The 26339-nt window shown below is 39.9% G+C and carries 25 protein-coding genes; 9 read left to right on the forward strand and 16 right to left on the reverse strand.

What is annotated here, in order from left to right; genetic code table 11:
* The coding region (locus tag J7E77_RS28625) for a hypothetical protein (RefSeq protein WP_214718829.1) at positions 1-331 on the reverse strand (331 nt) is incomplete at its 3' end.
* Positions 332-555: 224 nt separating this feature from the next.
* A complete protein-coding gene (locus J7E77_RS28630) occupies positions 556-2085 on the reverse strand; it encodes a glycosyltransferase (RefSeq protein WP_214718830.1) in 1530 nt (509 codons plus the stop codon).
* Positions 2086-2786: 701 nt separating this feature from the next.
* On the opposite strand from J7E77_RS28630, the gene J7E77_RS28635 reads away from it, so the two are divergent.
* The 6 genes from J7E77_RS28635 (at position 2787) to J7E77_RS28660 (ending at position 7844) form a co-directional block, all read left to right on the forward strand.
* Entirely contained in the window at positions 2787-2927 is a 141-nt protein-coding gene (locus tag J7E77_RS28635; protein WP_214718831.1) for a hypothetical protein, read from the forward strand.
* Between the two features lie 52 nt (positions 2928-2979).
* Positions 2980-3147: a hypothetical protein gene (locus tag J7E77_RS28640; RefSeq protein ID WP_214718832.1), complete on the forward strand. Its 168-nt coding sequence runs from the start codon at positions 2980-2982 to the stop codon at positions 3145-3147.
* A 1-nt stretch (position 3148) separates the two neighbouring features.
* Positions 3149-4564 (forward strand): recombinase family protein, encoded by a 1416-nt coding sequence (locus J7E77_RS28645; RefSeq protein WP_214718839.1) that lies wholly within the window; start codon positions 3149-3151, stop codon positions 4562-4564.
* Positions 4561-6108, forward strand: coding sequence for a recombinase family protein (locus J7E77_RS30985; protein ID WP_214718841.1), 1548 nt, complete (start codon positions 4561-4563; stop codon positions 6106-6108). The genes J7E77_RS28645 and J7E77_RS30985 overlap by 4 nt, the downstream gene beginning before the upstream one ends.
* A 152-nt stretch (positions 6109-6260) precedes the next feature.
* Complete coding sequence (locus tag J7E77_RS28655) at positions 6261-6500, forward strand: helix-turn-helix domain-containing protein (protein ID WP_214718843.1); 240 nt, start codon at positions 6261-6263, stop codon at positions 6498-6500.
* A gap of 135 nt (positions 6501-6635) precedes the next feature.
* Positions 6636-7844, forward strand: coding sequence for a site-specific integrase (locus J7E77_RS28660; RefSeq protein WP_214718845.1), 1209 nt, complete (start codon positions 6636-6638; stop codon positions 7842-7844).
* A gap of 84 nt (positions 7845-7928) precedes the next feature.
* Here J7E77_RS28660 and groL read toward each other — a convergent pair whose 3' ends face one another.
* Together groL and groES are read right to left on the reverse strand one after the other, a co-directional pair.
* Positions 7929-9563, reverse strand: a complete 1635-nt coding sequence (gene groL / locus J7E77_RS28665; RefSeq protein WP_088085080.1) for a chaperonin GroEL — start codon at positions 9561-9563, stop codon at positions 7929-7931.
* Between the two features lie 56 nt (positions 9564-9619).
* Entirely contained in the window at positions 9620-9907 is a 288-nt protein-coding gene (gene groES, locus J7E77_RS28670) for a co-chaperone GroES (protein ID WP_026565252.1), read from the reverse strand.
* A gap of 353 nt (positions 9908-10260) precedes the next feature.
* On the opposite strand from groES, the gene J7E77_RS28675 reads away from it, so the two are divergent.
* Together J7E77_RS28675 and J7E77_RS28680 are read left to right on the forward strand one after the other, a co-directional pair.
* The gene (locus J7E77_RS28675; RefSeq protein ID WP_214718847.1) at positions 10261-10983 is read left to right on the forward strand and encodes a CPBP family intramembrane glutamic endopeptidase; all 723 of its coding nucleotides are present in this window, start codon (positions 10261-10263) and stop codon (positions 10981-10983) included.
* Positions 10980-11183: a YdiK family protein gene (locus J7E77_RS28680; protein WP_098934557.1), complete on the forward strand. Its 204-nt coding sequence runs from the start codon at positions 10980-10982 to the stop codon at positions 11181-11183. The genes J7E77_RS28675 and J7E77_RS28680 overlap by 4 nt, the downstream gene beginning before the upstream one ends.
* Positions 11184-11234: 51 nt before the next feature.
* On the opposite strand, the gene J7E77_RS28685 is transcribed toward J7E77_RS28680, so the two are convergent.
* The 12 genes from J7E77_RS28685 to moaC form a co-directional block, all read right to left on the reverse strand.
* Positions 11235-12749, reverse strand: a complete 1515-nt coding sequence (locus J7E77_RS28685) for an MDR family MFS transporter (protein WP_214718849.1) — start codon at positions 12747-12749, stop codon at positions 11235-11237.
* 12 nt (positions 12750-12761) lie between these two features.
* Complete coding sequence (locus tag J7E77_RS28690) at positions 12762-13472, reverse strand: cytoplasmic protein (protein ID WP_214718850.1); 711 nt, start codon at positions 13470-13472, stop codon at positions 12762-12764.
* A 13-nt stretch (positions 13473-13485) separates the two neighbouring features.
* A complete protein-coding gene (locus J7E77_RS28695; protein ID WP_214718851.1) occupies positions 13486-14205 on the reverse strand; it encodes a bactofilin family protein in 720 nt (239 codons plus the stop codon).
* 12 nt (positions 14206-14217) lie between these two features.
* Positions 14218-14841 carry a YhbD family protein gene (locus J7E77_RS28700; protein ID WP_214718854.1) on the reverse strand — a complete coding sequence of 208 codons (624 nt, stop codon included), beginning with the start codon at positions 14839-14841 and terminating at the stop codon, positions 14218-14220.
* A gap of 176 nt (positions 14842-15017) precedes the next feature.
* On the reverse strand, positions 15018-16232 hold the full coding sequence (locus tag J7E77_RS28705) for an NAD(P)-dependent malic enzyme (RefSeq protein ID WP_214718856.1): 1215 nt from the start codon (positions 16230-16232) through the stop codon (positions 15018-15020).
* A gap of 82 nt (positions 16233-16314) precedes the next feature.
* On the reverse strand, positions 16315-17658 hold the full coding sequence (locus tag J7E77_RS28710) for a 2-hydroxycarboxylate transporter family protein (RefSeq protein ID WP_214718857.1): 1344 nt from the start codon (positions 17656-17658) through the stop codon (positions 16315-16317).
* A 119-nt stretch (positions 17659-17777) separates the two neighbouring features.
* On the reverse strand, positions 17778-18485 hold the full coding sequence (locus tag J7E77_RS28715; protein WP_214718858.1) for a response regulator: 708 nt from the start codon (positions 18483-18485) through the stop codon (positions 17778-17780).
* Positions 18463-20082, reverse strand: coding sequence for a DcuS/MalK family sensor histidine kinase (dcuS, locus tag J7E77_RS28720; protein ID WP_214718859.1), 1620 nt, complete (start codon positions 20080-20082; stop codon positions 18463-18465). Before dcuS ends, J7E77_RS28715 begins: the two co-directional genes overlap by 23 nt.
* 196 nt (positions 20083-20278) lie before the next feature.
* Complete coding sequence (locus J7E77_RS28725) at positions 20279-21031, reverse strand: sulfite exporter TauE/SafE family protein (RefSeq protein WP_251026494.1); 753 nt, start codon at positions 21029-21031, stop codon at positions 20279-20281.
* Positions 21032-21302: 271 nt separating this feature from the next.
* Entirely contained in the window at positions 21303-22550 is a 1248-nt protein-coding gene (gene ystJ / locus J7E77_RS28730) for an NADP-dependent malic enzyme (RefSeq protein ID WP_214718860.1), read from the reverse strand.
* Positions 22551-22709: 159 nt separating this feature from the next.
* On the reverse strand, positions 22710-23366 hold the full coding sequence (locus tag J7E77_RS28735; RefSeq protein ID WP_214718861.1) for a redox-sensing transcriptional repressor Rex: 657 nt from the start codon (positions 23364-23366) through the stop codon (positions 22710-22712).
* A 36-nt stretch (positions 23367-23402) separates the two neighbouring features.
* A complete protein-coding gene (gene moaC / locus J7E77_RS28740) occupies positions 23403-23900 on the reverse strand; it encodes a cyclic pyranopterin monophosphate synthase MoaC (protein WP_214718862.1) in 498 nt (165 codons plus the stop codon).
* Between the two features lie 178 nt (positions 23901-24078).
* Here moaC and J7E77_RS28745 point away from each other — a divergent pair, with 178 nt between their 5' ends.
* Positions 24079-25998 carry an ABC-F family ATP-binding cassette domain-containing protein gene (locus J7E77_RS28745; protein ID WP_214718863.1) on the forward strand — a complete coding sequence of 640 codons (1920 nt, stop codon included), beginning with the start codon at positions 24079-24081 and terminating at the stop codon, positions 25996-25998.
* Positions 25999-26339: the final 341 nt, after the last annotated feature.

A 26339-nucleotide genomic window follows, 5' to 3' on the forward strand; every position in this document is an offset into this window, starting at 1 on the left:
TGTGGTCCTGCAGCCCCTTGTGGTCCTGCAGCTCCTTGTGCGCCAGTAGCTCCCTGAGGACCGGTTGCTCCAGCTGGTCCTCTTTTTCCGGGTGGTCCGGGTGGTCCAGGTGGTCCGGCTGGTCCTCTTTTTCCGGGTGGTCCGGCTGGTCCTCTAGAGCCACGCTCTTTTTTACATTGACAATCACTCTTGTCACAGAGTGGGCACTGTTCTTTATTGCACTGACAATCTCTCTTGCCACAACGTGGGCAACGTTCTTTATTGCACTGACAATCTCTCTTGCCACAACGTGAGCAACGTTCTTTATTGCACTGACAATCTCTCTTGCCACAACGTGAGCAACGTTCTTTACTCATGGCATCTTTTTTTTAGCTGTGTTATATTTTTTTCCACATTTTTTTCCTTCACAAACTATTCCCCCTTTCTTGTTTGGTACATTTATATCGAACAAAAGAAAAGATTGGAACGGCTACAACACATGGTGGGGAGAAAATAGGCGTTAATCTTTAATTTCATTATGATTCAGCTATTTGCAACAGGAATATGCCAGTGAAGCTACGATAACATTACTATTTTTTCTGCACAGGAAGCGCAAAGCTTAGCGTATTCGATACATGTTTCTAATGAATCCACAGGTTCCATCGGCCACCATCGAATCGCACCTATTGGAGCCTTAGAGGCAAACGATTCAATTTCTGAAGGAATACGACCCACAACAACTATTTCAATCTCTTTAAAGTTCGTTTCTATTCCCTTCTTAAGCGCCTTAAATAGTTCATTATGTTCATAAGTATGAGTGGAATAGAGAATAGGAAACAGAAGCGAAACTTTGTCTAAGTTTTCATCAATAATATGACCAGTAATTCGAGCTGGATTGTCTGTAGGTGTTTCCCAAATACGCTGATAGGGTAAAGATTCTGGTAACCCTAGTTCTTCTAATCTTGTAGAGATTCTTTTACTGTAATAACTGTTGATTTCATTCACGAGAATCTGAATCTGCTCGTTTCTATGAAAAGTGGAGTTATCTCCATTTTGATTTCGATATTGGATATAGAGTAAATCAGGAATCCCTACAATTTTTGTACTAAGAAAAGTTCGGACTAGCAAATCATAATCATCTGCAACCAAGAGCTCTTCTCGGTGCCCTCCTATAGCGTGATAACAATTACGTGTCCATGCTCGAGGATGGTTCGGTAAGCCGACCAAGTGGGTGATAGTTTTTCCATTGATGGTTGTATGTCTTTGGACATTTTGCCATCGATTCATATTGTGAACCCAAACTCGATAGTGAATAGTGTATCCAAAACCACAATCCCAGCCATACCAATGGGCATCGTTGTTTCCAGCGTACACTTCTGTACAATCACCATAAGCAAATCCACATTCTGGGTGTTGTATAAATGCATTAACAATTTTCTCTAAACAGTCAGACGTTAAATCATCATCATGATCGACTTCGACTAAAATTTCCCCTGTACACAGACTTGCTGCATACCGTTTGATAGCCCCTATGTAACCATTGCGGGTATCTTGACGATACCTTCTTACACGGGGGTCATTTAAGGGGAGTAAATCTTGCTTGTATGTTTCATCCTGATCACCAGAGTCATCTACAATGATCCACTCCCAATTAGAGTACGATTGATTCAGTAATGAACGATAAGGTCGTTGAATTTTTTCTTTGGATTTGTAGCTTGCGGTGAACACTGAGACTAAAGGAGGATCTGAAGAAAAATGATTTAAAGAAATCGTTTTATCTATAGGGAGAGGATCGGTCCTTTTAAGCCAACAGAAAAATAACTTAAATGGTAGAATGTCTTTTGGAGAGTTGAAATGTAACCAACGTTGTCTCTCATGCAAAGGTAAAGTATTTAGTGTTTTAAATTCTTCCCACTTTGTTCCTAATGAGACATAAACCCTCGGCTTTTTGGGGTTTATATTATATAATTCTTCTGCAGCTCCATACAACTTAACTGTAATTCCTTTTTTTTCTAGATTAACTACCATTTCTTCTAACCCATCAGAAGAACAGTTCTTAGAAATAAATAGATGTGCTGTCAAAAGAGGAGTAAATTCTGATGACATGTACATACTTACTCCCTTCCAAAAAAATTCTATTAAACATGAGCATTAAATAATTTTATTTCATTTTGATACTTGCTTCATAATTTTTTTATATGTAATTATCCAGAAAAATGTTACAAATCCAATTACAAAGTTTAATCTTAAAGTTTATTGTGACGACTCACAACGTGGTAATTTCATATTGTTATAGTAGAGGCTGATACTTTGCATCATGGCAGCTAACTCCCCGTAAGATGGGGGATAACCAAGTTCAGCAATATAATCACGTGGTATTCTAATCATTTTCTTCAACTAAACTGCCCCGTTAGTTTAATAAGCAACCTCGCCTTATGAAATCTCCCTGACCGTTAAAGAGGATTTCTTTTTGGTTCCGTATACTTAATTTAATTCAAAAAATTGATTTTTTCTATTGACATTTATTATGAAATGGTTATGTTCCTTTTGACGGTGGATGAACTACCGAACAAATTAATTAATTGGGGGAACTCACCATGAAAAAATCACCAAAGTGCACCGCAGAAACTAAAATCCGCAATATTACTCCGAATAAAATTCAGCGCCTTAAAGACAGAGGCATGGTTTCATGAGTACCAATCATACCCCGTTTATTAACCAACTAAGAAAACCGATGAAAAAAGGTACTCTATCACCCTTTTTATATGAGGGCTTTAAAAAGCACCAAGGGCTTAGGAGGTTCAGGAATGAAACAACAGCAGGTAACCATTAGCCCTTTTCCAGGCCGGAACTGTGGAGTTATCACAGTTTTAATGAAAAGAGAAAAGCAAGAAGGTTCTGTGCAACTGTGTTTTAACCTTTTCAAGGATAACTCATCGAAGGAATAACAGTATAAATATAGCCTCTGCCTGAGAAATATAACAGGTGGAGGTGATATTAATGAGAAGACGTGTGCAATTGCATTCGATTCCCGAAGAAAATCCAGTTTCAAATGTGTGGATTCAACACTTGATTGCGCGACTCCTAATTGAGGAACTAAATATCCCACATAGGTTACAGGCCAAATTGCTACAGGAAATATCCAAACAAAAGAAAGGAAGTATTTGAGATGAAAACTATTAACGATGAGAGAAAGCATGTCTTTTTTCGGCGAGTGAGTACTGCTGGGCAAGATATCATTACACAGGAGGCAGCTGATCTTCCCTACCGTGAGAAGCTATCGGAAGATGAGATTTTAATTATTAATGAAATTGCAACTTCCGCTAACAAAAAAACAATCAGTGAAAGGCCCGAGATGCAAAGGCTCATTTCGTTGATAAAGGATAAGAAGGTACACAGCATTTATGCCTTTGACAGGAGTCGTCTATTCCGTGATTTCTATGAGGGAATGGAATTTAATGAGCTGCGGACTAAGTACAACGTCCAAATTATTTACACTTCTGTCGGTAATGGAAATATACCAGCAAATGATGACATATTCGTAGAAGGGTTGCTGAGCATGTTTAGTGATATTGAGGGGAAAAATATAGCTCGAAGAAGTAAGGAAGCTAGATTAAGATACCCTGCAAAAAAATTCGGTTACGAAAAGAAGAAAGAGACAAAACGTTATACCCATGATCCTTTAAAAAAGGAGGGGGTAGATCAATACTTTGCTGTCCTAAAAGAAATCGATTCCCTGGATGATTTATACAAGGTCACTAAAGAATATCGTAAAAGATTCAAAAAAACAGACGAACAGCTAATTTCTATTGCTACCGATCCTTTTTATGCTGGATTTGATTTGGAAAAAGGGGGAAACAAGCTCCATCATGTCACCCCCTATATTTCAATTGAAGACTTCTTAGAATTGCAAAGAACGAAAGGAGAGATTTTTACAATTTTCCTTAAAAGAAAAGAAATCCTTATCAGTCAAAACGCATACTCACCTCAATGCGGGTACTGCCGAAAACTCCTTACGTACAAAATGGAACATGAATCGAATAACGCATATTATGCTTGCTCATCGAAGCAACACGCCAAAGTCTCTATATCCTATGAAGATCTGTCCAAAATAATCAGGCTTGTTTTAAATGAAATCATTCAGAAGTTGGATGCTGAGAAACTTATTCATCACTCAATCCTCCGTTACAGGACCATAAAAAAATATTTAGAAGCGGAATTGAACATTATTGAACATGACTTGAATCAAATAATTGAGGAATTAGTCATTGAATCTGACCAGTACTATGCAGGTTGGAAGGAAGACCCTAGATATAAGCGAAAACAACTTCTAAAGCAGGAGTACGTAAACTGCCTGAAAAAAATTAAAGAAAACCAGAACGCTCTAGAACAAAACAAAACCATAGTTAAGATGATAGAAGGTTCAATGCTCATTCATTCTAAAGATAATCCAACAATGCTCTGTGACATGCTCATAAATGAAATATTAATTTATGTGGATAAAATTGATATTGATGTTTTCAATATTGATTACCTGCAGGAGATGGAGAAAGAGATTATTTTCGAAGGAGTAGATATAGCGTGACCTATGCATTCGGTTATATTCGTCGTTCCTCTTATAAGCAGCAGGAAAATAACAGCGTAGAAATACAAAAGGCACACATCCAAGAGTTCGCAAGGAGAAAAAAATGGAGTATTCCGGATGAGTTTATCATTATCGAAGACGTCACCAGCGCATACACAAAACGGGCGAATCAACGAAAGGAACTTATGCGGCTTAAGGACAGAATGATTGAAGTTGATGTTCCTCGGGTTATTTTTTATGAGGAATCTAGGATGGACAGGACAGGATACACCTTTGTACTGGATTTCTATCGGCCGCTAAAGGAAATCCTTCCAAACATTGAAGTGTACAGAACCAAAAACGACGAACCTTTCAATCCAGATAATGACCAAGACAAAATCGCTCTATTGCTTTACCGCCAAGAATCAGAAATTAAATCCAACCGGGCTATCGGAAATTTGATTGCCAATTTAGAAGCGGAAGAAAAGAAACGGCCAGGCTCAAAAGTTCCCTACGGATATAAGCAAGTTAATAAAATGCTTATTCCAAATGAAGATGCAGAGGTCATAACTTTCATCTACTACCTTCAGAGTTGGGGTTCCTCGATGGGAAAAATAGCCACTATTCTCAACGAGGCTGAAATCCCTTCACCTAACGGCAAAGCTTGGAGACCAAGCACAATAGAAAACATTCTAAAAAACCCTGTCTATACCGGTGCACTCAACTGGGAAATCCGGAAAGCAAAAACGAAAATGAAGTACGAATTTAATAATTTTCATGAACCATTAATCGATAGTTTCCAAAATCAGCTTAATGAAATTAATATTAGGCTTCAAAAAAATTTTGGACGCCTAGATACTCCATTCCTCTTTTTAAATAAACTCACTTGCGTAGATTGTAAGGAATCGCTCGTTAATCAAAATGGATCAACAAAAAGGAACGGCAAACCATATCAATACCAATATTATGTATGCCGGAGCTGTAACTATAAACTGGCAATAGATGATTTACACGATAGGCTCTTACCCCAAATTTTCAAACACGTCCAAACTTTTGTTACTGCAGAGACAATGAAAACTACAGCCGAATCATATCTAACAGACTTTGAAAAAACTATCAAAAAAAATATAGAAAATTTAGAAAAACGTATTGACAAAGCTCAATCAAAAGGTTGTATTGCAAAGGAACAGGGTGACAAGGAAATGGAAGAAGCCGCAGTCTCCCTGCAACTAAGGTTTCAAGATTCCATCGATGACCTTGTTTTCACCTTAAATTCTGTTGAAGAAATGAAAGGAGCGCTAAATTCAGATATCTTTTCCCATCGCTTCAGCCAACTGCTTGGTACCTCTTTAGGCGATGCTGAAAAGAGGCTTATAATTCTTTACTTTGTTGATGACGTTTTAATTTCTCCCCCAAAGGCACCAAGACTAATTTTCAGGGAGAATTTCTTAGAACAATTACTTTCACTTCCAGCGGATAAACTACCGAAAGTTCGTGGTTTTGAAGTGGACAAACTACCGAATGATTTAAATCCGGTACAATTACAAAAAAATGATAATCCATAATTGCCCTGTCTACAGGGCTTTCCTTTAAGAAATGTTCGGTAATACATCCAAATTGGTATACCAATATAGACGGATTACCGAAATATATTATCAGTATGGGCAAAGAACCGAAATTTATACAAAAAAATGCACTATTTTGGAGGGGTTTACTTATGAATAAAACAAAACAATATACAACTTGGGAATCTCTACCCGAGACATTAACGGCAGCACACATCGCACAATTCTTTGGCATCTCAAGAAAAACAGTCTATGAATTATTCAAACTGAATAAAGAGCACGGTGGTATCCCCAATTTTGAAATCGGCGCTTCAAAGCGTGTAGAAAAAGCTGATTTAAAAATGTGGGTAGCCATCCAAAAACAGAAAAAAAGTTTTACTCATGTAGGTTAAGTATAAAGGGAGAAGAGTCATCCATTCTTCTCTCCTTGGATTAGTAAATGAACAAAACGTATCCGCTTCATAGGCAGTGGAAATAATAGATAATCAACGCAAATAAATTTCACCAAGAAAAGAGGTCTATGAGAAATGAAAGGACATTTTTATCGAAGAGGCTGCACTTGCAAAAAGAAACGATGCACTTGTGGAGCTACTTGGAGCTTCGTAATTGATATCGGTAGAGATCCAGCTACTGGGAAAAGAAAACAAAGGACGAAAGGAGGATTTCATACCAAACAAGAAGCTGAATTAGCCGCTAATGAACTTATATATGAAATCAATCAAGGCATGTATGTACAAGAAAAGAACGTTATCTTTAAAGATTTCGCAAGCGAATGGCTTCTTATATATAGTGAGAAGAATAGCGTAAAACCTGGCACTATTCGTATCAGACAGCATGAAATCAATAAATTATTGCCTTACTTCTCTCTTTTAAAGCTAAAAGATATTACAGCCAAAAGATATCAGGATGCTTTAAATGATTTAAAAGAAAAAGGATATGCCGACAACACTTTGGATGGTGTACACCGCACTGGAAGAATGATTTTTAAGAAAGCCATTGAGATGGGAATAATTAAAAAGGATCCCACAGAATTCGCTTATCTGAAGAAAGATAGAAAAACCATTGAGGAATTAGAGGAACAAGAAATCCCCAAATATATGGAAAAGGAAGAGTTAAAGTTACTGTTGCAAACATCCGCTACTAATGGGTTGGATTTGGATCACTTAATCTTTCTTACTCTTTCTTACACAGGAATGCGTGTTGGTGAATTAGTAGCACTTAAATGGAGAGACATTGACTTTGATGAACATACCATCAGTATTACGAAAACGTACTATAACCCGAATAATAACACGCTGGACTTTCAATTATTGCCACCTAAGACTAGAAAATCTAGACGAACCATAGTGGTCTCTAAAGATGTTATTCTTGCCCTTAAGGAGCATATGGAATCACAAATGAAATTTAAAGAGCAATTGGGGGAAGCTTATCTTGATGAAGGATTCATTTTTGCCAAGAAAGATAGACAACCTGGCTACCCTATTTTCATTAAGACCGTTGAAAATAGAATGGCCCGATTACTGAGGTTTGCAGGTTTAAATCCAGAACTTACTCCCCACTCTTTGCGACATACACATACTTCATTATTAGCAGAAGCAAGAGTAGGTTTAGAAGAGATTATGGATCGGTTAGGTCACTGCGATGATGAGACAACCAAAAATGTTTATCTGCATGTAACCAAAGAAATGAAAAAAGAGGCTTCTCATAAATTTGCTCAATTAATGAGAAGCCTCTAATCAGGCTAGAAATGTTAGCAATATGTTAGCATTTCACATTACCTTTCTTCAAAACCCTTTAATATCGAGGGCTGGAGGACATGATTACATCATGCCGCCCATTCCACCCATACCGCCCATGTCAGGCATACCCATGCCTGAGCCAGCTGGTTCTGGTTTGTCAGCAACAACTGCTTCAGTTGTTAAGAACATAGCCGCTACAGATGCAGCGTTTTGTAATGCAGAACGAGTAACTTTAGTTGGGTCAACGATACCAGCTTGAATCATGTTTACCCATTCGCCATTCGCAGCGTTGAAACCTGTACCGATTTCTTCACGCTTTAAGCGGTCAACGATAACAGATCCTTCAAGACCAGCGTTGTGAGCAATTGTGCGTACAGGCTCTTCCATCGCACGTAATACGATGTTGATACCAGTTGCTACATCGCCTTCAGCTTGGATTTCAGCAACTTTGCTGTATACGTTAAGAAGGGCTACACCACCACCGGATACGATACCTTCTTCAACTGCAGCACGAGTTGAGTTCAAAGCGTCTTCGATTCGAAGCTTACGCTCTTTTAATTCAGTTTCAGTCGCAGCACCAACTTTGATAACTGCTACACCGCCAGCTAATTTAGCTAAGCGCTCTTGTAATTTTTCACGGTCAAATTCAGAAGTAGTTTCTTCTAATTGAACACGGATTTGGTTTACACGAGCTGCGATTTCAGCAGAATCTCCTGCACCTTCAACGATTGTTGTATTTTCTTTTGTCACAACAACTTTAGCAGCACGTCCTAGAGAGCTGATTGTAGTTGTCTTAAGTTCACGGCCAAGCTCTTCAGTGATTACTTCCCCACCAGTTAGAGCAGCGATATCTTCAAGCATTGCTTTACGACGATCGCCAAAGCCTGGAGCTTTAACAGCAACTGCATTGAATGTGCCGCGAAGCTTGTTAACTACTAGAGTAGAAAGTGCTTCACCTTCAACATCTTCAGCAACTAATAATAGTGGCTTGCCTTGTTGAACTACTTGCTCAAGAACAGGAAGGATTTCTTGAATGCTAGCAATCTTCTTGTCAGTAATTAAGATATATGGATTTTCTAAAACAGCTTCCATTTTATCTGTGTTGGTTACCATGTAAGCAGAAGTATAACCACGGTCAAATTGCATACCTTCTACTACATCCAATTCAGTTGTGAAGCCTTTAGATTCTTCAATAGTGATTACGCCGTCGTTGCCCACGCGTTCCATTGCTTCTGCAATTAATTGGCCAACTTCTTCGTCAGCAGCAGAGATGGAAGCAACCTGTGCGATAGAAGCTTTGTTTTCGATTGGTTTAGAAATTGCTTTTAATTCTTCAACAGCTGCAATAACTGCTTTTTCGATCCCTTTACGGATACCCATTGGGTTTGCACCAGCTGTTACGTTCTTTAAGCCTTCGCGGATCATCGCTTGAGCTAGAACTGTTGCAGTAGTTGTACCGTCACCGGCAACATCGTTTGTTTTGCTTGCAACTTCAGCAACAAGTTTTGCACCCATGTTTTCAAATGCATCTTCTAATTCGATTTCTTTTGCGATAGTTACACCATCATTTGTGATAAGTGGTGAACCAAATTTTTTCTCAAGAACCACGTTGCGTCCTTTAGGTCCAAGAGTAACTTTAACTGCATTTGCTAGAGCATCAACACCACGAAGCATTGCGCGGCGTGCATCTTCACTAAACATAATCTCTTTAGCCATTGTTTAAAAACCTCCTCATATCTTTTAAGTTCTTTGTATTTTTTTAAGTAAAAATCTTAAGCGCCAACGACAGCAAGAATATCAGATTCGCGTAAGATTAAATATTCTGTTCCTTGGTATTTTACTTCTGTACCGCCGTATTTTGAGAAGATAATACGATCACCTACAGAAACTTCAAGTGCTACACGCTCTCCGCTTTCAAGTACGCGGCCAGTACCAACGGCAACAACTTTTCCTTCTTGAGGCTTTTCTTTCGCTGAATCCGGTAATACGATCCCGCTTGCAGTTTTTTCTTCTGATTCAACAAGCTCAATGATAATACGATCACCTAATGGTCTTAACAAATCAAACAACCTCCTCAAAAATATATGTAATTCTGACTTGTTAGCACTCTCTATGAATGAGTGCTAACACAATTATTATAATAATGAATCTCCCCATCTTTTGCAAGTGTGAAGAATAAAAAATTACTAAAAAAATTCTCCCTGCTGACAACCTTATAAAGTATGTGAAAAACGTCATTTTCTATACCTATTTTTTTAAAAAGTCTTTCTAAATTGAAACAAAGCCAGTTTAAAGAGTAGAATGAAGAATAGTATATATAAAGGCCAAGCGATTTGGGGCCTTGTAAAATGGATGATTATAAATTGACTATTCGTCAAAAATATAAAATGGAATCTAAAGGAGACTAGATTATTTGAAACGGGAATATTGGATAATCATTATTGTTTACATCGCGATGCAGTTTTCTAGCCTAATCGGGATACCCCTATTTTTGTTTGGCTTTAAAAACTTTGGGATCAATCAAAGTCTTGCTGTTCCTTCCTGGCTTCTAGCTAGTTTTACGATTGCCTTATTACTCATTATTTTTATATTACGGAAAGAAATGAACAACCGAGGCTTCAGCAAAAATGGCGGTTCTTTCGGTCATTCGGTGGTATGGGCCATTTCAGGAATCTTCCTTGCTTTAGCTGCCCAGTACGCAGCCGCAATCATCGAGAACCTATTAGGCATCAATATGGGTTCCGAAAACACAAAGGATATTCTGACGATAATTGAAGCTTTTCCCTTAGCGATTATAGTCACGAGCATCATTGGACCAATCTTAGAAGAAATCGTTTTTCGAAAAATTATTTTCGGAGCTCTTCATCAACGATTTAACTTTTTTATTTCTGCTCTTATCAGTTCAGTCATTTTTGCCGCCGCCCATATGGAGTTTCAGCACATTCTGCTATATTCGGCCATGGGCTTTACGTTCGCCTTTCTTTATGTAAAAACAAAATCCATTTTCGTCCCAATATTTGCCCATGTCACAATGAACACCTTGGTGGTCTTGGTTCAGTCGGTGTACAAAGACGACATTGAGAGGCTCCAGCGAGAAGCCGAGGCGGTTCAAAACTTTATCGGAGGATTTCTATGAGACGTTCACCTTTGTTTTCCGGATTAATTTACTTTTTACTTGGCGGGTTGTTTACTTACTTTGCCATTGATAATGTTCAAAAAAATGGCTGGGGGTTTTTCAGTTACCTCCTCGTCCTATTAGCAACCTTTGACTTTGGCTCAGGCGTAAAAATGATTATCTTTCACGTTAAATACAAAGATAAAATGAAAAAGAAATAAAACAAGGTGTCAGGCACCATGTGAATTTTTCACATGGTGCCTGACACCTTTTCATTTTGAAGCCACTTTTTTGTGAATCACCATACGCTCTTTTCCTAGGATAAAAATGAATAGGAAGGCTAGACCTGCGGGTACGAGTGCCCATGTAAATGTGTGGACGATGGAACTTGAGAGTGCATCAGTTATTTTATCGAGAATTTGTGGTGGAATTAATTTTCTTGCTTCCTCCGATAATAAGGCCCGCGAATCTCCGAAACTCTGCCCCTTTGGAATCGGCCCCATTCCAGCAAAAGCATTTTCCAATCCTTCTTTGAGATCACTTCGTTGGATCGTACCAAAAACGGTAATCCCGATCGTCATTCCTAAGGAACGAATAAAGTTACTAGTGGATGTTGCTGAGCCCCTTTGCTCAATTCCAAACGGATGAATCGCTGCCATACTTAACACAGAAAAAGAGAAGCCGACACCTAAACCAATTATAATCATGTAAAGCGTCAACACCGCTCTGCTTGTTTCTGGTGTAATCGTACTCAATAACAATAAGCCGCCAATCAAAATAACTCCGGAGATAAACATAATATTTCGATAGCTCATCTTCGTTGTCAAAAAACCGCCAGCTTGTGCGGTAACCACCGAGCCGAGCATCATTGGCAATAATATTAACCCTGAATTGGTGGCAGTCCCGCCATAAACCCCTTGCACAAAAATCGGGATGTAAACCGTAGCTGCCATAAATGCAGCACCGTAAAATAAGCCAACGAGTGTACTGCCTGCAAACAAGCGGTTTCTAAACATAGAAAAGGAAATAATCGGATCCTTTGCTTTTGTCTCCACAAATAAAAAGATCAAAAATAGAATCGCAAATCCTGCAAACAGGCTGATGATCACGGTTGAATTCCAGTCATATTTTTGCCCTCCAAGTTCAAGCGCAAACATTAGAAAAACTACGGCTCCGACCAATGTCACGGCCCCCGACCAATCAATTATCTGCTTTTTGTGAATTGGAGATTCCTTATATGCGATAGTAATAAAAACGAGTGATAAGATCCCTAGTGGCATATTGATGTAGAAAATCCAATGCCAGCTGATATAGTCCGTTATATACGCACCAAGCAATGGACCAAAAATACTCGACAATCCAAAAACGGCTCCGAACAAGCCCCCCATTTTCCCACGCTTTTCAGGGGGAAACAGGTCAAACATTATCGTAAAGGCGATTGGGACAAGCGCCCCACCGCCAATCCCCTGAATGGCACGATAAATGCTTAACTGTGTGATCGTTTCAGCAGTACCGCACAAAGCGGAACCCACCATAAACAAAATCAATCCGAAAATAAAGAATCTTTTTCGACCGTACATATCCGACAACTTACCGAAAATCGGCATCCCTGCCATCTCAGCTACCATGTAGGCAGATACGACCCAGACAAAGCTCTCCAGACCACCGAGATCACCGACAATCGTACCCATTGCGGTTACAACAATCGTATTATCCATCGAGGCCATTAAAATCCCCAGCAATAACCCCGCAACAACCAATCCTAATTTGCTTTCTTTTGTCACCATCACATTTCTCCTTTATATCTTAATCGTCGTTTTTATTGCCGCCCTCGGGTCATGCGAGAAATCATTTCGATACTCCACCACTCCTATTTGGCAGCCAGGTCCAATTTTCACCTTGTTGCCCCGAACAATATCAGCCTTGGTATTTTCAAGGTAGATATCATCCCCTTCAATGACTTTCGCACTTAGGGACCCTGCCTCTTTTCCAAAGGGGAGGAGTGAGTTACTTCTTTTTTTGACGGTTATTTTTCCGCCGCCGATTTCCTCAGCTGTGCTTTGCCCAAAACGCAAACCGACCTTAATTGTATCTGCACTCAGTAATCCTTTGATCTCAAAGCCGCCACTAGAGTCGAACGTCTCATACTCCACATCGCCATTCACTGAGATACTCCCTTTAATGTTTGCTTCATCCCCTGTCAGTCTCTCGCCGACTTCCAGCAATCCGAAAATTTTTATCTTTTTTAAAAGAGCATTGCCACCGACCATCATCGTTCCCATGATCAGTGTTTCCTCTGCATCCATATTCCCTTTGATCTCTGCTTCACCAAATACTTTTACCGAGCCTGTTTTGACATTTTCGACGGCTTCACTCGTACCATAGACATGGAAAGTCGAACTTTCCACAGCATTGACAATCGTTCCTTCCCCTCGAATACTGATTTTATCGTAACGGCCGCCAGGATAGCTGCCCGAGCCATTGATAATCAGATTTTCGCTTCTTGTCATTTTCTTATCCCCCTTAAACCTTTCTGTTCTCAGTAACAATTGCCTTTTTATCCATCGAAAATTCCTCAGTATATTCCACTAGACCAATTTGACAATTTGGACCAATCCACACCTGGTTCCCACGAACGACTTTGGCAATCGTATTTTCAAGTTCAATTTTATCCCCTTCAATTAATTCCGTTTCAAGCTGTGGTTTAAAAAAGGCCTTAAGCAAATTACCGACTAAGGATCCCTTCGCCTTTACCGTAATCGTTTGCCCGCCGATTTCTTTTGCTTTACATTCTCCAAACATCTTTATGTCCACCTGGTCTGCATTTAGAAGTCCGCCAATCGTAAACTGCGATTCCGCTTTAAAAATTTCCGCCTCACAATCCTCACTGACCGTAAATGTCCCCTGAATTTTTATTTCCTCACATTTGACCCTGCCGCCAACCGTTGCCTTACCGGAGACCTTTAATTTTTCAGCTGATAGGTTTTTGTCGATTCTGGCTGATCCATCAATCGTTAGGATCTTACTGTCGATACTCCCTCTGAACCTTGCATGCCCGTTTACTTTTGCTTTTTCAGAAATGACGTTTCCATTGAGAATCCCGGAACCATTACAATCAAGTTCCACGCATTCTAAATCATCGTTAACCGTCCCTCGGCCATTTAATGTGACAACGCGGAACTGTCCCCCATTGGATGCACCGAAGCCATTAATAACCAAGTCTCCCCTGCTTTTCGTATCCATCATCATTCTCCTTTATAATAATTTCGCTTTAATTTCTTCCATGCACGTCATTAGCGACAAAGTGGCAACCACTTTTGTTCCGCGTTCAAAATGAAATTCTTCTGCATTAATTAGTAACAGACATGATGACATGCCCAACTTTCGAGTCATCACCAATTCGCAGCTTTTTTGCTTGATTAAGGCCGTATTGTCCGTTAACACCTGCAAGACCATTTTCCCTTCCTCCAAATTAATTTCACCCGACTGAAGCAGCTTTTCTAAAATAAACACTTCCAGCATTCTTGTAAAATTAAATTGAAGACTGCCTTTTTCCTGTTCAAGGTAAAAATCGACAACTGTTGTCGAAACAATGTTACGTTTTATTAACTCATCTTTGGTATAATTTAAATTCGTTACATTTGGCGAAAACATGTCAGCTAGTTCATCCAAGGATAAGTTTTCTTTCATTGTTTGGATTTTTTCGATTCTTTCTAAGATCTTTTCCTTTGGAAAAAAAGTTTCCTGACCCGTAAACGTTGACTTTCTTACGAACCATTCTTCTGGAATAAGGTCCTTCCGTTTCCATCTATATAGCTGTCCATAGGATATTCCGGCTAATTCTAACAGGTCTTTCTTAGAGATTAACTCCTCACTCATAATAAAAACACCTTCCTTAAAAATAATGTAACATAACACTGTTACGCTTGTAAAGCGCAAATGTAAATATTAGGATGTCCTAATTATTATTTTACAAAAAAAGGCCCCTCACGTTATATCGTGAAAGACCTTCTTGAACCTATTTTCCTCATTTTCCACCGTTCGATAAGCTTTGCTTAGATGATTTCTACTAGTTTTTTTAAGTTGGAGCTTTTTCGTGCTACTCCCGATTCAATCGCTGCAGTCGAAACAGCTGCTGCCACTCGATCCCCTACACGAGAATCTAAGGCGTTAGGAATGATATACTCCGCACGAAGCTCTTTATCCGATACAAGACTTGAAATGGCGTAAGCTGCTGCAAGTTTCATTTCCTCATTGATGTCGGTTGCCCTTACATCGAGAGCACCACGAAAGATTCCTGGAAAGGCGAGCACATTATTTACTTGATTAGGATAATCAGAACGGCCTGTTCCGACTACTGCTGCACCTGCCGCAAGCGCTTCTTCTGGATAAATTTCGGGTACTGGATTTGCCATTGCAAAAACGATTGAATCTTTATTCATGGTCCTGACCATATCTCCTGTTAAAGCCTTTGGACCTGAGACTCCGATAAAAATGTCAGTGTTTTTAATCGCGTCTTTTAGGGTCCCATGTAACCTGCCCAGGTTTGTTCTCTCTGCTATTTCTGCTTGCCGGTCGTTCATCCACTCTTCACCTGGACAAAGAATTCCCTCCAGGCTTACTAAGGTAACATCCTTAAAACCCGCTTTTAATAAAAGCTTGGCAATCGCTATACCAGCAGAACCAGCACCATTTAGAACAACCTTAACCTTATAGATACTTTTCTTCACAATTCTCAGTGCATTCAAAAGGCCTGCTAGTACGACAATCGCCGTTCCATGCTGGTCATCATGAAAGACCGGAATGTTAAGTTCCTTTTTTAGGCGTTCCTCAATTTCAAAGCATCTTGGGGCGGCGATATCCTCCAAATTGATTCCGCCGAACGTTGGCTCTAGTGCTTTGATAATATTGACAATCTCATCGACATTTTTTGTACCTAAGCAAAGCGGATACGCATCGATCCCGGCAAATTGTTTAAATAAAACAGCCTTTCCCTCCATTACTGGCATAGCAGCCTCAGGGCCAATATCTCCTAATCCTAATACCGCTGTTCCATCTGTTACAACTGCTACTAGATTACCCCGACCTGTATGCTCGAAGGAAGCTTCACTATTTTTTGCTATGATCTTACAAGGCTCAGCTACACCGGGCGTATAAGCTAAACTCAAATCATCGGCATTGTTCACTTCTACTTTACTGACGATGCTAATTTTACCTGCCAGCTTTTTATGGAGCAGCACTGCCTGTTCTTTTATCTTGCTTTCATTCATTCCAACCTTCTCCTTTTGGTCCAATCTAAAACTAATAAAAAATCGGGCCGTGACAAACAGGCACAGCCCGATTTACGAATGACTAGCTTAATAATTTAAGCAAAAGAATAGCCAAAATAACCGTTGAGGCGCCCCCGATTCTAGTCGAAACTTGAGCAAATGGCATCAATGACATCCGGTTGGAAGCGGAAAGAATTGCAACATCACCCGTTCCCCCTAAACCACTATGACAGCCTGTAACAATCGCTGAGTCGACCGGGTACATCTTCATCAACTTTCCTACGAAGTAACCAGTAGTAACCATTGCGACTACGACTGAGGTACAGACAACCGCATATCCAGGTGTGACGATTTTTACTACATCCTTAAGCGGTATATACAGCATTCCTAATCCAACCATTAATGGCCAGGTTAAACTCGATGATACAAATTTATATAAGTGATAGGCACCTTGTTCCATTTTAGCCGGCATTACTTTAATACTTTTCACAACGGCTGCTGCAATAATCATTAACACTGGCCCAGGAATACCGAGGAATTTATTTCCTAGTCCACCTAAGATAAAGAAACTACACGCTATTAGCAGTCCAGCACCCATGAGTGGGAAATCAACCGGTTTATCTATCGTTGCGGCTTCTGAGATACCATCGCCGCCTTTTGTCTTCACTAATACTCCATTACCAGTCAGATGCTTCTTTTTCTCCCCTAAGCGTGATAAAATCCCTGCACAAATGATGGCGACAATATTTCCAATCACCGCTGCTGGAATTAATTGCCCTACAAATGATTCAGAAGATTTTCCGAGCACTTCTGCGTAGCCTAATGAAAGTGGCAAAATTCCTTCTCCAATCCCACCGCCGATAATTGGAACAACAATAAAGAATAATGTGTGTTTCATGTCATATCCAAAAAGCAAACCAACAAGAACGCCTACTGTAACAGATGCAAGTGTTCCGAAAATAAGCGGGATAAACATGCGTGTAAAGCCTTGAATTAAGACTCTACGATTCATCCCAAGAATACTGCCCACTACTAAAATAGAGATATAGAGGTAAAGGAAATTGGATGTTTTCATCAACTGGGTAACCGCGTTCATACCAGTCGTGTTAATTACACTAAAATAGACTAAAATAGACGGAATCAAAAGTGCTAAAATTGCCGGTCCGCCAATATCCTTTAGAACCGGAATCTTCATGCCAAGATCGCCAAGTAAAATACCCATAACAATAATAATGGCAAAGCCACCAATCATATCCGCTGGAAGCAATTTATAGACGGCTGAAAAGTAGACAACAGCTGCGATAACGATATAAAGTGGCAGTGGAACTACCCCTACCTTCAAACTGCCAAATTTACCTAAAATCCCCTTATTTTCCTTTTCCCCTGCAACAACCGTAAGCGATTGCAACTTTCTTGCTGGTTCCATAAGTGTTCATCCCCCAATCTATTGATGTTTCTATCATATTCTGAATTAAACCGCTTTCATAGTTTATGTAAATTTAATAAGGTTTTTGTAAATAAAAAAAGTAAGCAGTTTTAGGCTGCTTACAAAAAGTTTTTGATCAGATGTTGTTTCAATCGATTAAATTCATGCTGGTAAACGGGTCTCCCTACTGTACCGTAGATTACCTTAACGTCAAGGATTCCAATTTCCTTTAAAAAATTTAAATACTTACGGACCGAGACCCGAGAAATTCCCACGACCTTCACTACGTCCTCTGTTGAAAACGGGACATTTTTTAACTCTTGAATCGTATCCCAGATTTGCTTAAGGGTATCTTTTGTCAATCCCTTTGGTAAATCTTCGATAAGAGGCCTATCCTCTCGGTGCAGTAATTGATTGTCCAATACGTCTTGGTTAATCACTTGTTGAGTTTGAATAAACTTTGTTTGATCCTTATATGCAACTAATGCTCTACTAAAGCGTTCAAATTCAAAAGGCTTAATTAAATAATCAACGGCTCCGTATCTTAAAGCCTTTTTAATCCGCTCCATATCTGACGCAGCTGAAATAATAATCACATCGGTCTCTTTCTCATTTTCACGAAGGTAGGTTAACAGCTCTAATCCTTGTTTCCCCGGCATAAATATATCCAATAAGATAAGATCGATTTCTAGTTTTTCAATTTTCCCAATCGCCTCATCCACGGATGCGGCCATTGCCATCAAGGTAAATCCATGAACTTGCTCAAGATAGCGTTTATTAAATTCAGCCACCATTGGGTCATCTTCAACAATCATTACCCGGATCATTCTGGACCCCCTCCCCTTCATATGGTATATACACGGTAAAAACAGTCCCTTTTCCAGGCTTTGATGAAAGAATTAATTCCCCTCTCAGCTTCTTAATCGCCTGCGAAACGAGATACAGTCCTAACCCTCTATTTTCACCTTTTGTTGAGAATCCTTTGTTAAAAATTTGATTTTGCAGTTCTTCACTCATCCCTGCCCCTGTATCATTTACTTCAATTGTTAAAATATCATCGCCATATTCGAATTCTACTGCTATTTTTTTAACCGTACAACCATTCACAGCCTCGGTGGCATTATCAATTAAATTGCCAACAATGGTTATGAGTTCGTGTGTCACATCAGAAACAGCGGGCTGCGGAAGAGGCTGTTCACAGGAAACTGATAACTCTGCCCCTGATTCCCTTGCATAACTCAACTTTCCAATTAAAAAGCCAGCTAAAACAGGGTCCTTTATCTTTTTGGTAACGAAGCCAATTTCGTTATTACGATGATCAACCGTTTCATTGATGTATTCGACAACTTTTTCATAATAACCTGTATGGACCATCCCCAAAATCACATGAAGTTTATTCATAAACTCGTGTGCCTGGGCCCGAAGTGCATCGGCGTATGCTCTTACTCCTGTCAGTTCTTCAGCGAGTACCTGTATTTCTGTTTTATCGCGAAAAGTAGCAATTGCGCCCACTACCTTATTCCCAACGATAACGGGGACTCGGTTGGTTAAAATGGTCATCCCATTTATATTCTGTTCTTCATCCAATTCAGGTTTACCTGTTTTTAATAAATCACTTAAGCGAGTAGATGACATATATTCTTCTATATTTGTCCCCATTGGGTTATCTTGCAGGCCTGCTTTATCAAACAGCTTTAAGGCTGCTCGATTGACAAGTGTTATGTTTGAGTGTTGATCCACTGCAACAATTCCCTCACGCACCGATTGAAGCATCGCGCTTCGTTCCTCTAATAATTTAGCAATCGCAAACGGCTCAAGCCCAAGTAAGATCTTTTTTATATATCTAGCTAAAATAACAGCCCCGAGAACACCGATTAAGATACCAATCATCGTCCCAATATAAATCCCCATTCTGCTCTTTTTGACGGCCTTTTCCACATTATCTAAAGATATCCCAACAGCCACGGCCCCGATCTGCTTCCCGGTTGCATCCTTAATTGGCGTAAAGAAGCGTAATGAAGGTCCAAGAGATCCCTTTGAAATAGATTGATGCTCTTTTCCTTTTAGGACAGGCCCTTCATCTCCACCCTTGAATGGTTTCCCTATCTCTTTACTATCAGGGTGGGATTTTCGGATCCCGTTCATATCCATCACAACAATAAAGTAAACGTTCGTGACCTTTCTCATTTCATTGGCAAACGTTTGGATTTCCTTTTCATTCTGTTTTCTACTCATTGCATTAACAACAAGCGGACTATGAGCAACCATTCGAGCCACATTTCTTGCTTTCTCAGCCTGACCTTTTTCCGTCTCCTTAGCAATTCTCGAACTTATTAGTAAATCTGTTATCAATAGTGAAAAAGTAACCACCATACACACAAAGACAATAATTACCGACTGTAAACTCCATCTTCCCTTTCTCATATTTCCCTCCATCTTTGAGAAGGCGACAGGCACCATTCTGATCTCCACCTGATGACATACTAACCATCCCGGTAAGTAAACGCAAAAAGGCTGCAAAGCATTCTTATGAAAATACCTTGCAGTCTTAGAAACTTTCTTTAACTTAGGCTGGTCTGAGAGTTCATCGTCTCAGTTAACCATCCTTGCGAACGATGCCTTAACTTATGAGCAAAATAGCTCCTGCGATAATAGGGGTCAGGACCATCGCACCTTTTAATACGGGCTGCGGAGCAAGGGCTGTAAACTTAGCCCCGACATAGGAGCCAATCATCGTTCCTCCTACCACTTCAACTAACAGGGTTAAATTCAGGTATCCTTCGAAATAGTAGCCGATTCCTCCTGCTAAAGCGATCGGCAAAATAACGAGCATTGTTGTACCCACTGATTGCTTAAGCGAAAGTCCCATGATGACCAGCAATCCGATTTGAATGAACGGTGCAGCACCTATCCCAAATGTACCAGACAACAATCCGGTAACCAACCCGACAACTGCCGCTTTCTTAATGAGAAACAGGTTGCCAGGTTTCACTTTTTTGTTGTTTGCCTTTATTTTTTGAACAATAAATAAGCGAACAACCAAGATCACAGCCGACAAAAATAACATCCCCGCTGTTAACCAATGCAAAGAATGAGTCGGAATCAAACTGGCTAGTTTTGAACCTAAATAGGAGGCAGCTGCCCCAAATCCGCCGACGATTAAACCCGTTTTAATTGAGATATTTCCTTGACGAAAATGGCTGTAGGCACCTGACATGCTAGTAAATACCATCGCTGCTAGTGATGTCCCTAACGCCATATGTATTGGTACTCCAAAAATAACTGTTAAGATGGCAATAATAAAGCCAGAGCCGCCTGCCCCGACAAATCCTAATAAAATCCCAAGCACAAACATCGTCAGCACAATCGCCAACTTCATCCCCTCCGATTGCAAAACCCTAGATGTCCTTCTAGGAAATGTTTTATTACTTACCTAAGGACGGGGTCATACCGACAAAATGAGTCAGTTCACCATCGATTTTGTCCTTATTTTACCCACTGATTTGAAAAAGAAAAAACTATCATTCATTATTGTACTAAAAATTTAAAAGATATATTGGAATTATGCCCTAATTTCCAAAATTTGAAAGACTACCTCAACTAGGTTGAGGTAGTCTTCCCTTAAAAGCTAGATTTTACTCGACCTAAGCAAGCACTGGTTGTTTTGCTTCTGCTAATGCTGATAGGCGTTGCTTAATTTCCTCAACATTGATAATTTTTTGGGCTACCCCTGTTTCCATTGCAGTATACGCAACCGCGGTTGCTACCTGTGCTGCGACCCGAGGGTCAAATGGATCTGGAATGACATAATCGGCATGGAGCTCATCCTCTGAAATTAAACCAGCAATTGCATAAACCGCGGCGAGCTTCATTTCCTCGTTGATTTCCTTTGCACGGACATCTAAAGCACCGCGGAAAATTCCTGGGAATGCAAGCACATTATTAACCTGGTTCGGAAAATCAGAACGTCCTGTACCCACTACAAGTGCTCCTGCTTCTTTGGCCACATCCGGCATAATTTCCGGTACCGGGTTGGCCATGGCAAAGATTATCGGGTCACGGTGCATAGAACCAACCATTTCCTTCGTAACGGCCCCAGCTGCTGATACCCCCACAAACACATCTGCGTCAACAAGCGCATCGGCTAACGTTCCTTGTTTTTGCTCGCGATTTGTGATTTGTGCCATTTCATCTTTGAATCGATTCATTCCAACCGGGCGGCCTTCATAAATAATTCCTTTTGTATCACATAAAATAACATCCTTCACGCCCATATGTAGCATAAGTTTAACAATCGCTACTCCTGCTGCACCTGCTCCATTTACTGCAACACGAATATCTTCAATTTTTTTATCCGCTAATTTTAATGCGTTGATTAAACCAGCCGCTGTTACAATCGCTGTTCCATGCTGGTCATCATGAAAAACAGGAATATCACAGGCTTTGCGGAGGCGGTCTTCAATATCAAAGCATTGCGGCGCAGCAATATCCTCCAAGTTCACTCCGCCAAATGTTGGTTCTAGCAATTTGACGGTTTCTACGATCTGGTCTGTATCAGTTGTGGCCAAGCAAATGGGAAAAGCATCAACATCTGCGAATGATTTGAATAACACGGCCTTTCCTTCCATCACAGGCATCGCAGCTTTTGGTCCAATGTTCCCAAGCCCCAGGACTGCTGTCCCATTGGATACAACTGCAACTAGATTGCCCTTTGAGGTATAATCATAGACTTTATTTTCGTCTGCATAAATGTCCAAACATGGCTCTGCCACACCAGGTGAATAGGCTAGGCTTAAATCTTTTGCATTATGTACTGCAACCTTTGAATAGATTCCAACCTTTCCTTGATGCTCCTTATGCATTTTTAACGCTTCATCTCGTAAAATTGACATTGGATTTCCCCACTTTCCGAATTAGTAACCGCTTGCACTTTATCTATCTAAATCTTAGTGCATAGGTCAATATTTTGATAGATTATGTAATTAAAAAAAGCAGGGATTTAATCATACAAAAGGCTTTCCACAAATTTTGTGGAAAGCCTTATTAACTAATTATTCTTCATCTATTTCCACCGTTGGATAATGCTTTAAAAAGTAGACTAGCGATTGAAGCTCCACAGCCAAGTCAATATGATGGACCCTTATTAATGGTGGAACATTTAACCTTGCCGGAGTGAAATTTAAGATCCCTTTTACATTCGCTTGGACCAGTCGATCGGTTATCATTTGTGCGGCAGGAGCCGGAACCGTTAATATCGCCACTGAAATATTAGTTTCTGATAACACCTTCTCTAAATCATCCATAGGATGAACGGGTACCTCGCGAATCATGGTTCCCATTTTGTCGGGATCCACATCGAAGGCGCATTCTATTTTTGTGTTATTATTTTTTAAAAAGTTATAGTTTAAAAAGGCAGTCCCAAGATTTCCGACTCCTATTAAGGCAACCTTAGTTAATTCATCCTGATCTAAGGTCTTTCGGAAGAAGGATATTAAGTAATTAACATTATACCCATAGCCCTTTTTTCCTAACGCACCGAAATAGGAAAAGTCGCGGCGAATCGTTGCTGAGTCTACCTTTACTGCTTCACTCAATTCCGCTGAAGAGACCCTTTGCTTGCCGGAACTATGCAGGTTTTTTAGAAATCGATAATAGAGGGGCAGCCGTTTTGCTGTCGCCTGTGGTATTTTCGTTGTTTCATTACTCATAATCTCCCACACCCCATGAATGGTTTAGTTAAAAATTTATTTAACTCTTTCATCTCTTTTAAAATCACCGTTTTTACCGCCTGTTTTTTCGACAAGATACGTCGGTCCAATTACCATACCTTTATCAACGGCTTTACACATATCATAAACTGTTAAGGCACATGCGGATGCGGCTGTTAACGCTTCCATTTCCACTCCTGTGTTCCCCTTCGTTTTAACGGCTGCAGCAATATATAATTGATAATTCTCATCCTTATCCTGTTCCCAAGAGAAAGAAATATTAACACCTGTTAATGGAATCGGATGGCACATTGGAATCAAATCCCATGTCTTCTTTGCTGCCATGACAGCTGCTACCTGGGCCACTGCTAAGACATCGCCCTTCTTCATCTCATTATTAGTTATTTTATCATAAATTTCTTTACTAACGGTAATGCTGGAATGAGCAAGCGCCGTACGTGCCGTTTCCGGCTTATCACTGACGTCGACCATTTTTGCTCTGCCTTCTTCATTAAAATGCGTAAATTCTGCCATATAAAAAATCCTCCCATCAAATCATACACTATTTTTCCTTATATGTGTGTGAAACTTTGAACTAAATATTACATTTTATGTCGATTTAGGACCCTTACTCCGCTAATATGGCGAGCAGTTTATTGCCGACATACCGGGAATAAGGTACACTAATCCTATGTAATAGAGGTGAATGAGAATGATTTTGCTACAGGTTAATCAATTACAAAAATATTATGGTGCTGACCTTATTTTATCGAATATTAAGCTCGAATTACAAACTCGGGACCGTGTTGCCCTTGTTGGACGCAATGGGGCGGGAAAATCGACATTGTTGAAGATTATAGCCGGACACTTGTCGCATGATGGCGGAGAAATCATCAAGCCAAAAGAAGTGACGATTGGCTATTTAGCTCAAAATACTGGGTTAGAATCATCATTATCCATATGGGATGAAATGCTGACGGTTTTTGAACCGCTGCGATTGATGGAAAAACAACTCCGCACACTTGAAGAACAAATGGCTGATCCTCTTGTTTTTGAAGACAGTGGCAGGTACGAAAGGATCCTAAAAGAGTACGATCATCTTCAGGTGAAATTTAAAGAACAGGGAGGGTATCAATATGAGGCAGAGATGCGCTCCGTCCTTCATGGGCTGAATTTCCATGACAAATCCTTGATGATATCTAGTTTAAGCGGCGGTCAGAAAACTCGTCTAGCCCTTGGTAAACTCTTGTTAACCAGGCCTGATATCCTAATATTGGATGAGCCCACAAACCACCTTGATATTGATACGCTTTCCTGGCTGGAGCAATATTTACAAAGTTATCATGGGGCGATTTTGATCGTTTCCCATGACCGCTATTTTTTAGATAAAGTTGTTACTCAAGTTTATGAAGTATCCCGTAAGCAAATCCAAAGGTTTACAGGCAACTATAGTTCTTACCTTGATCAAAAGGCGGCAAATTATGAGCGTGATTTAAAGCTTTTCGAAAAACAACAGCAAGAGGTCGCTGATCTCCAAGACTTTATCAACCGCAATTTAGCGCGGGCATCGACAACCAAACGAGCCCAAAGCCGGCGTAAAAAGCTTGAAAAGATGGAGATGATGGATCGTCCATTAGGCGATGAAAAGTCTGCTTCCTTCACGTTTGAAATTGAAAAACAAAGCGGAAATGATGTTTTAACAGTGGATTCACTCGCTGTTGGATACAAGGATGGTAAGGTTTCAGAGTCCATTTCTTTCCGGGCCTATAAAGGTGAAAGTATCGCATTGGTTGGACCGAATGGTATCGGCAAATCAACACTTTTAAAAACAATTATCAAAAAGTTGCCTGCACTTGAGGGAACCATACTCTATGGGACAAACCTTCAGATTGGGTATTACGACCAGGAGCAAGCTGAATTGACCTCCAATAAGCGGGTCTTAAATGAACTCTGGGATGACTATCCACTAAAAAATGAAAAAGAAATACGTACGGTGCTCGGTAATTTCTTATTTTCTGGTGATGATGTCTTAAAAATAGTTTCCACCTTAAGCGGTGGTGAGAAAGCCCGTCTAGCTTTAGCTAAACTGATGCTGGAGAAAGCAAATGTCTTAATTTTGGACGAGCCTACCAACCATCTTGACTTAGATAGTAAGGAAGTTCTAGAGAATGCATTAATCGATTACCCGGGCACGATATTGTTTGTCTCACACGACAGGTATTTTATTAACCGGATTGCCACAAAGGTCTTAGAACTTAGTCGTCATGGAAGTACAGAATACCTCGGGGATTATGATTATTATTTAGAGAAGAAACTAGAACAGGAAGAACTTGCAGCACTAGCGCTAGCCGCAACAGCAAAAAGGGCAGCACAAACGGATGCTTTCGAGAAAAACTCTTATCAACAGGATAAGGAAAGTAAAAAACAAGAGCGTCAGCGCAAAAGGAAATTAGAAGAAATGGAACAACGAATTGAAGAGCTAGAAGAGCAAATTCAAGAATTCGAGCAGCAATTATGCGAACCAGACATTTTTCAAAATCATGAAAAAGTGTTGGAAATCAACATAAAAAATGAAAAGGCAAAGTCTGAACTCGAGCACTTAATGGAAGAATGGGCAGAGCTGGCTGAATAATTATGCAAAAACCAGGCATTCGCCTGGTTTTTTGTTTATTATGACATTTATCGACAAATTTTGATATGATGGCATTAATTCATTAAGTTATACACTTTTCCACATTCTTATTCACATTGCAAACAGGACAGTTTCAATGTTATTTTTACTTTTCCACATTATCCACAATAAAGACCTTACTTATCCACATTATCCACAGAAAACACCCCACTTATCCACATTCACCAGTTTTTGATCTGCATTTTTATAAAATCTTATCAACAAAAAAACTCTTCTTATCCAGAAGAGTTCAGACTGTCGACAAATCCGAAAAACTTGGGTTTGCCGGCAGTCTTTTTTAT

The organism is Bacillus sp. ISL-77, from assembly GCF_018613105.1.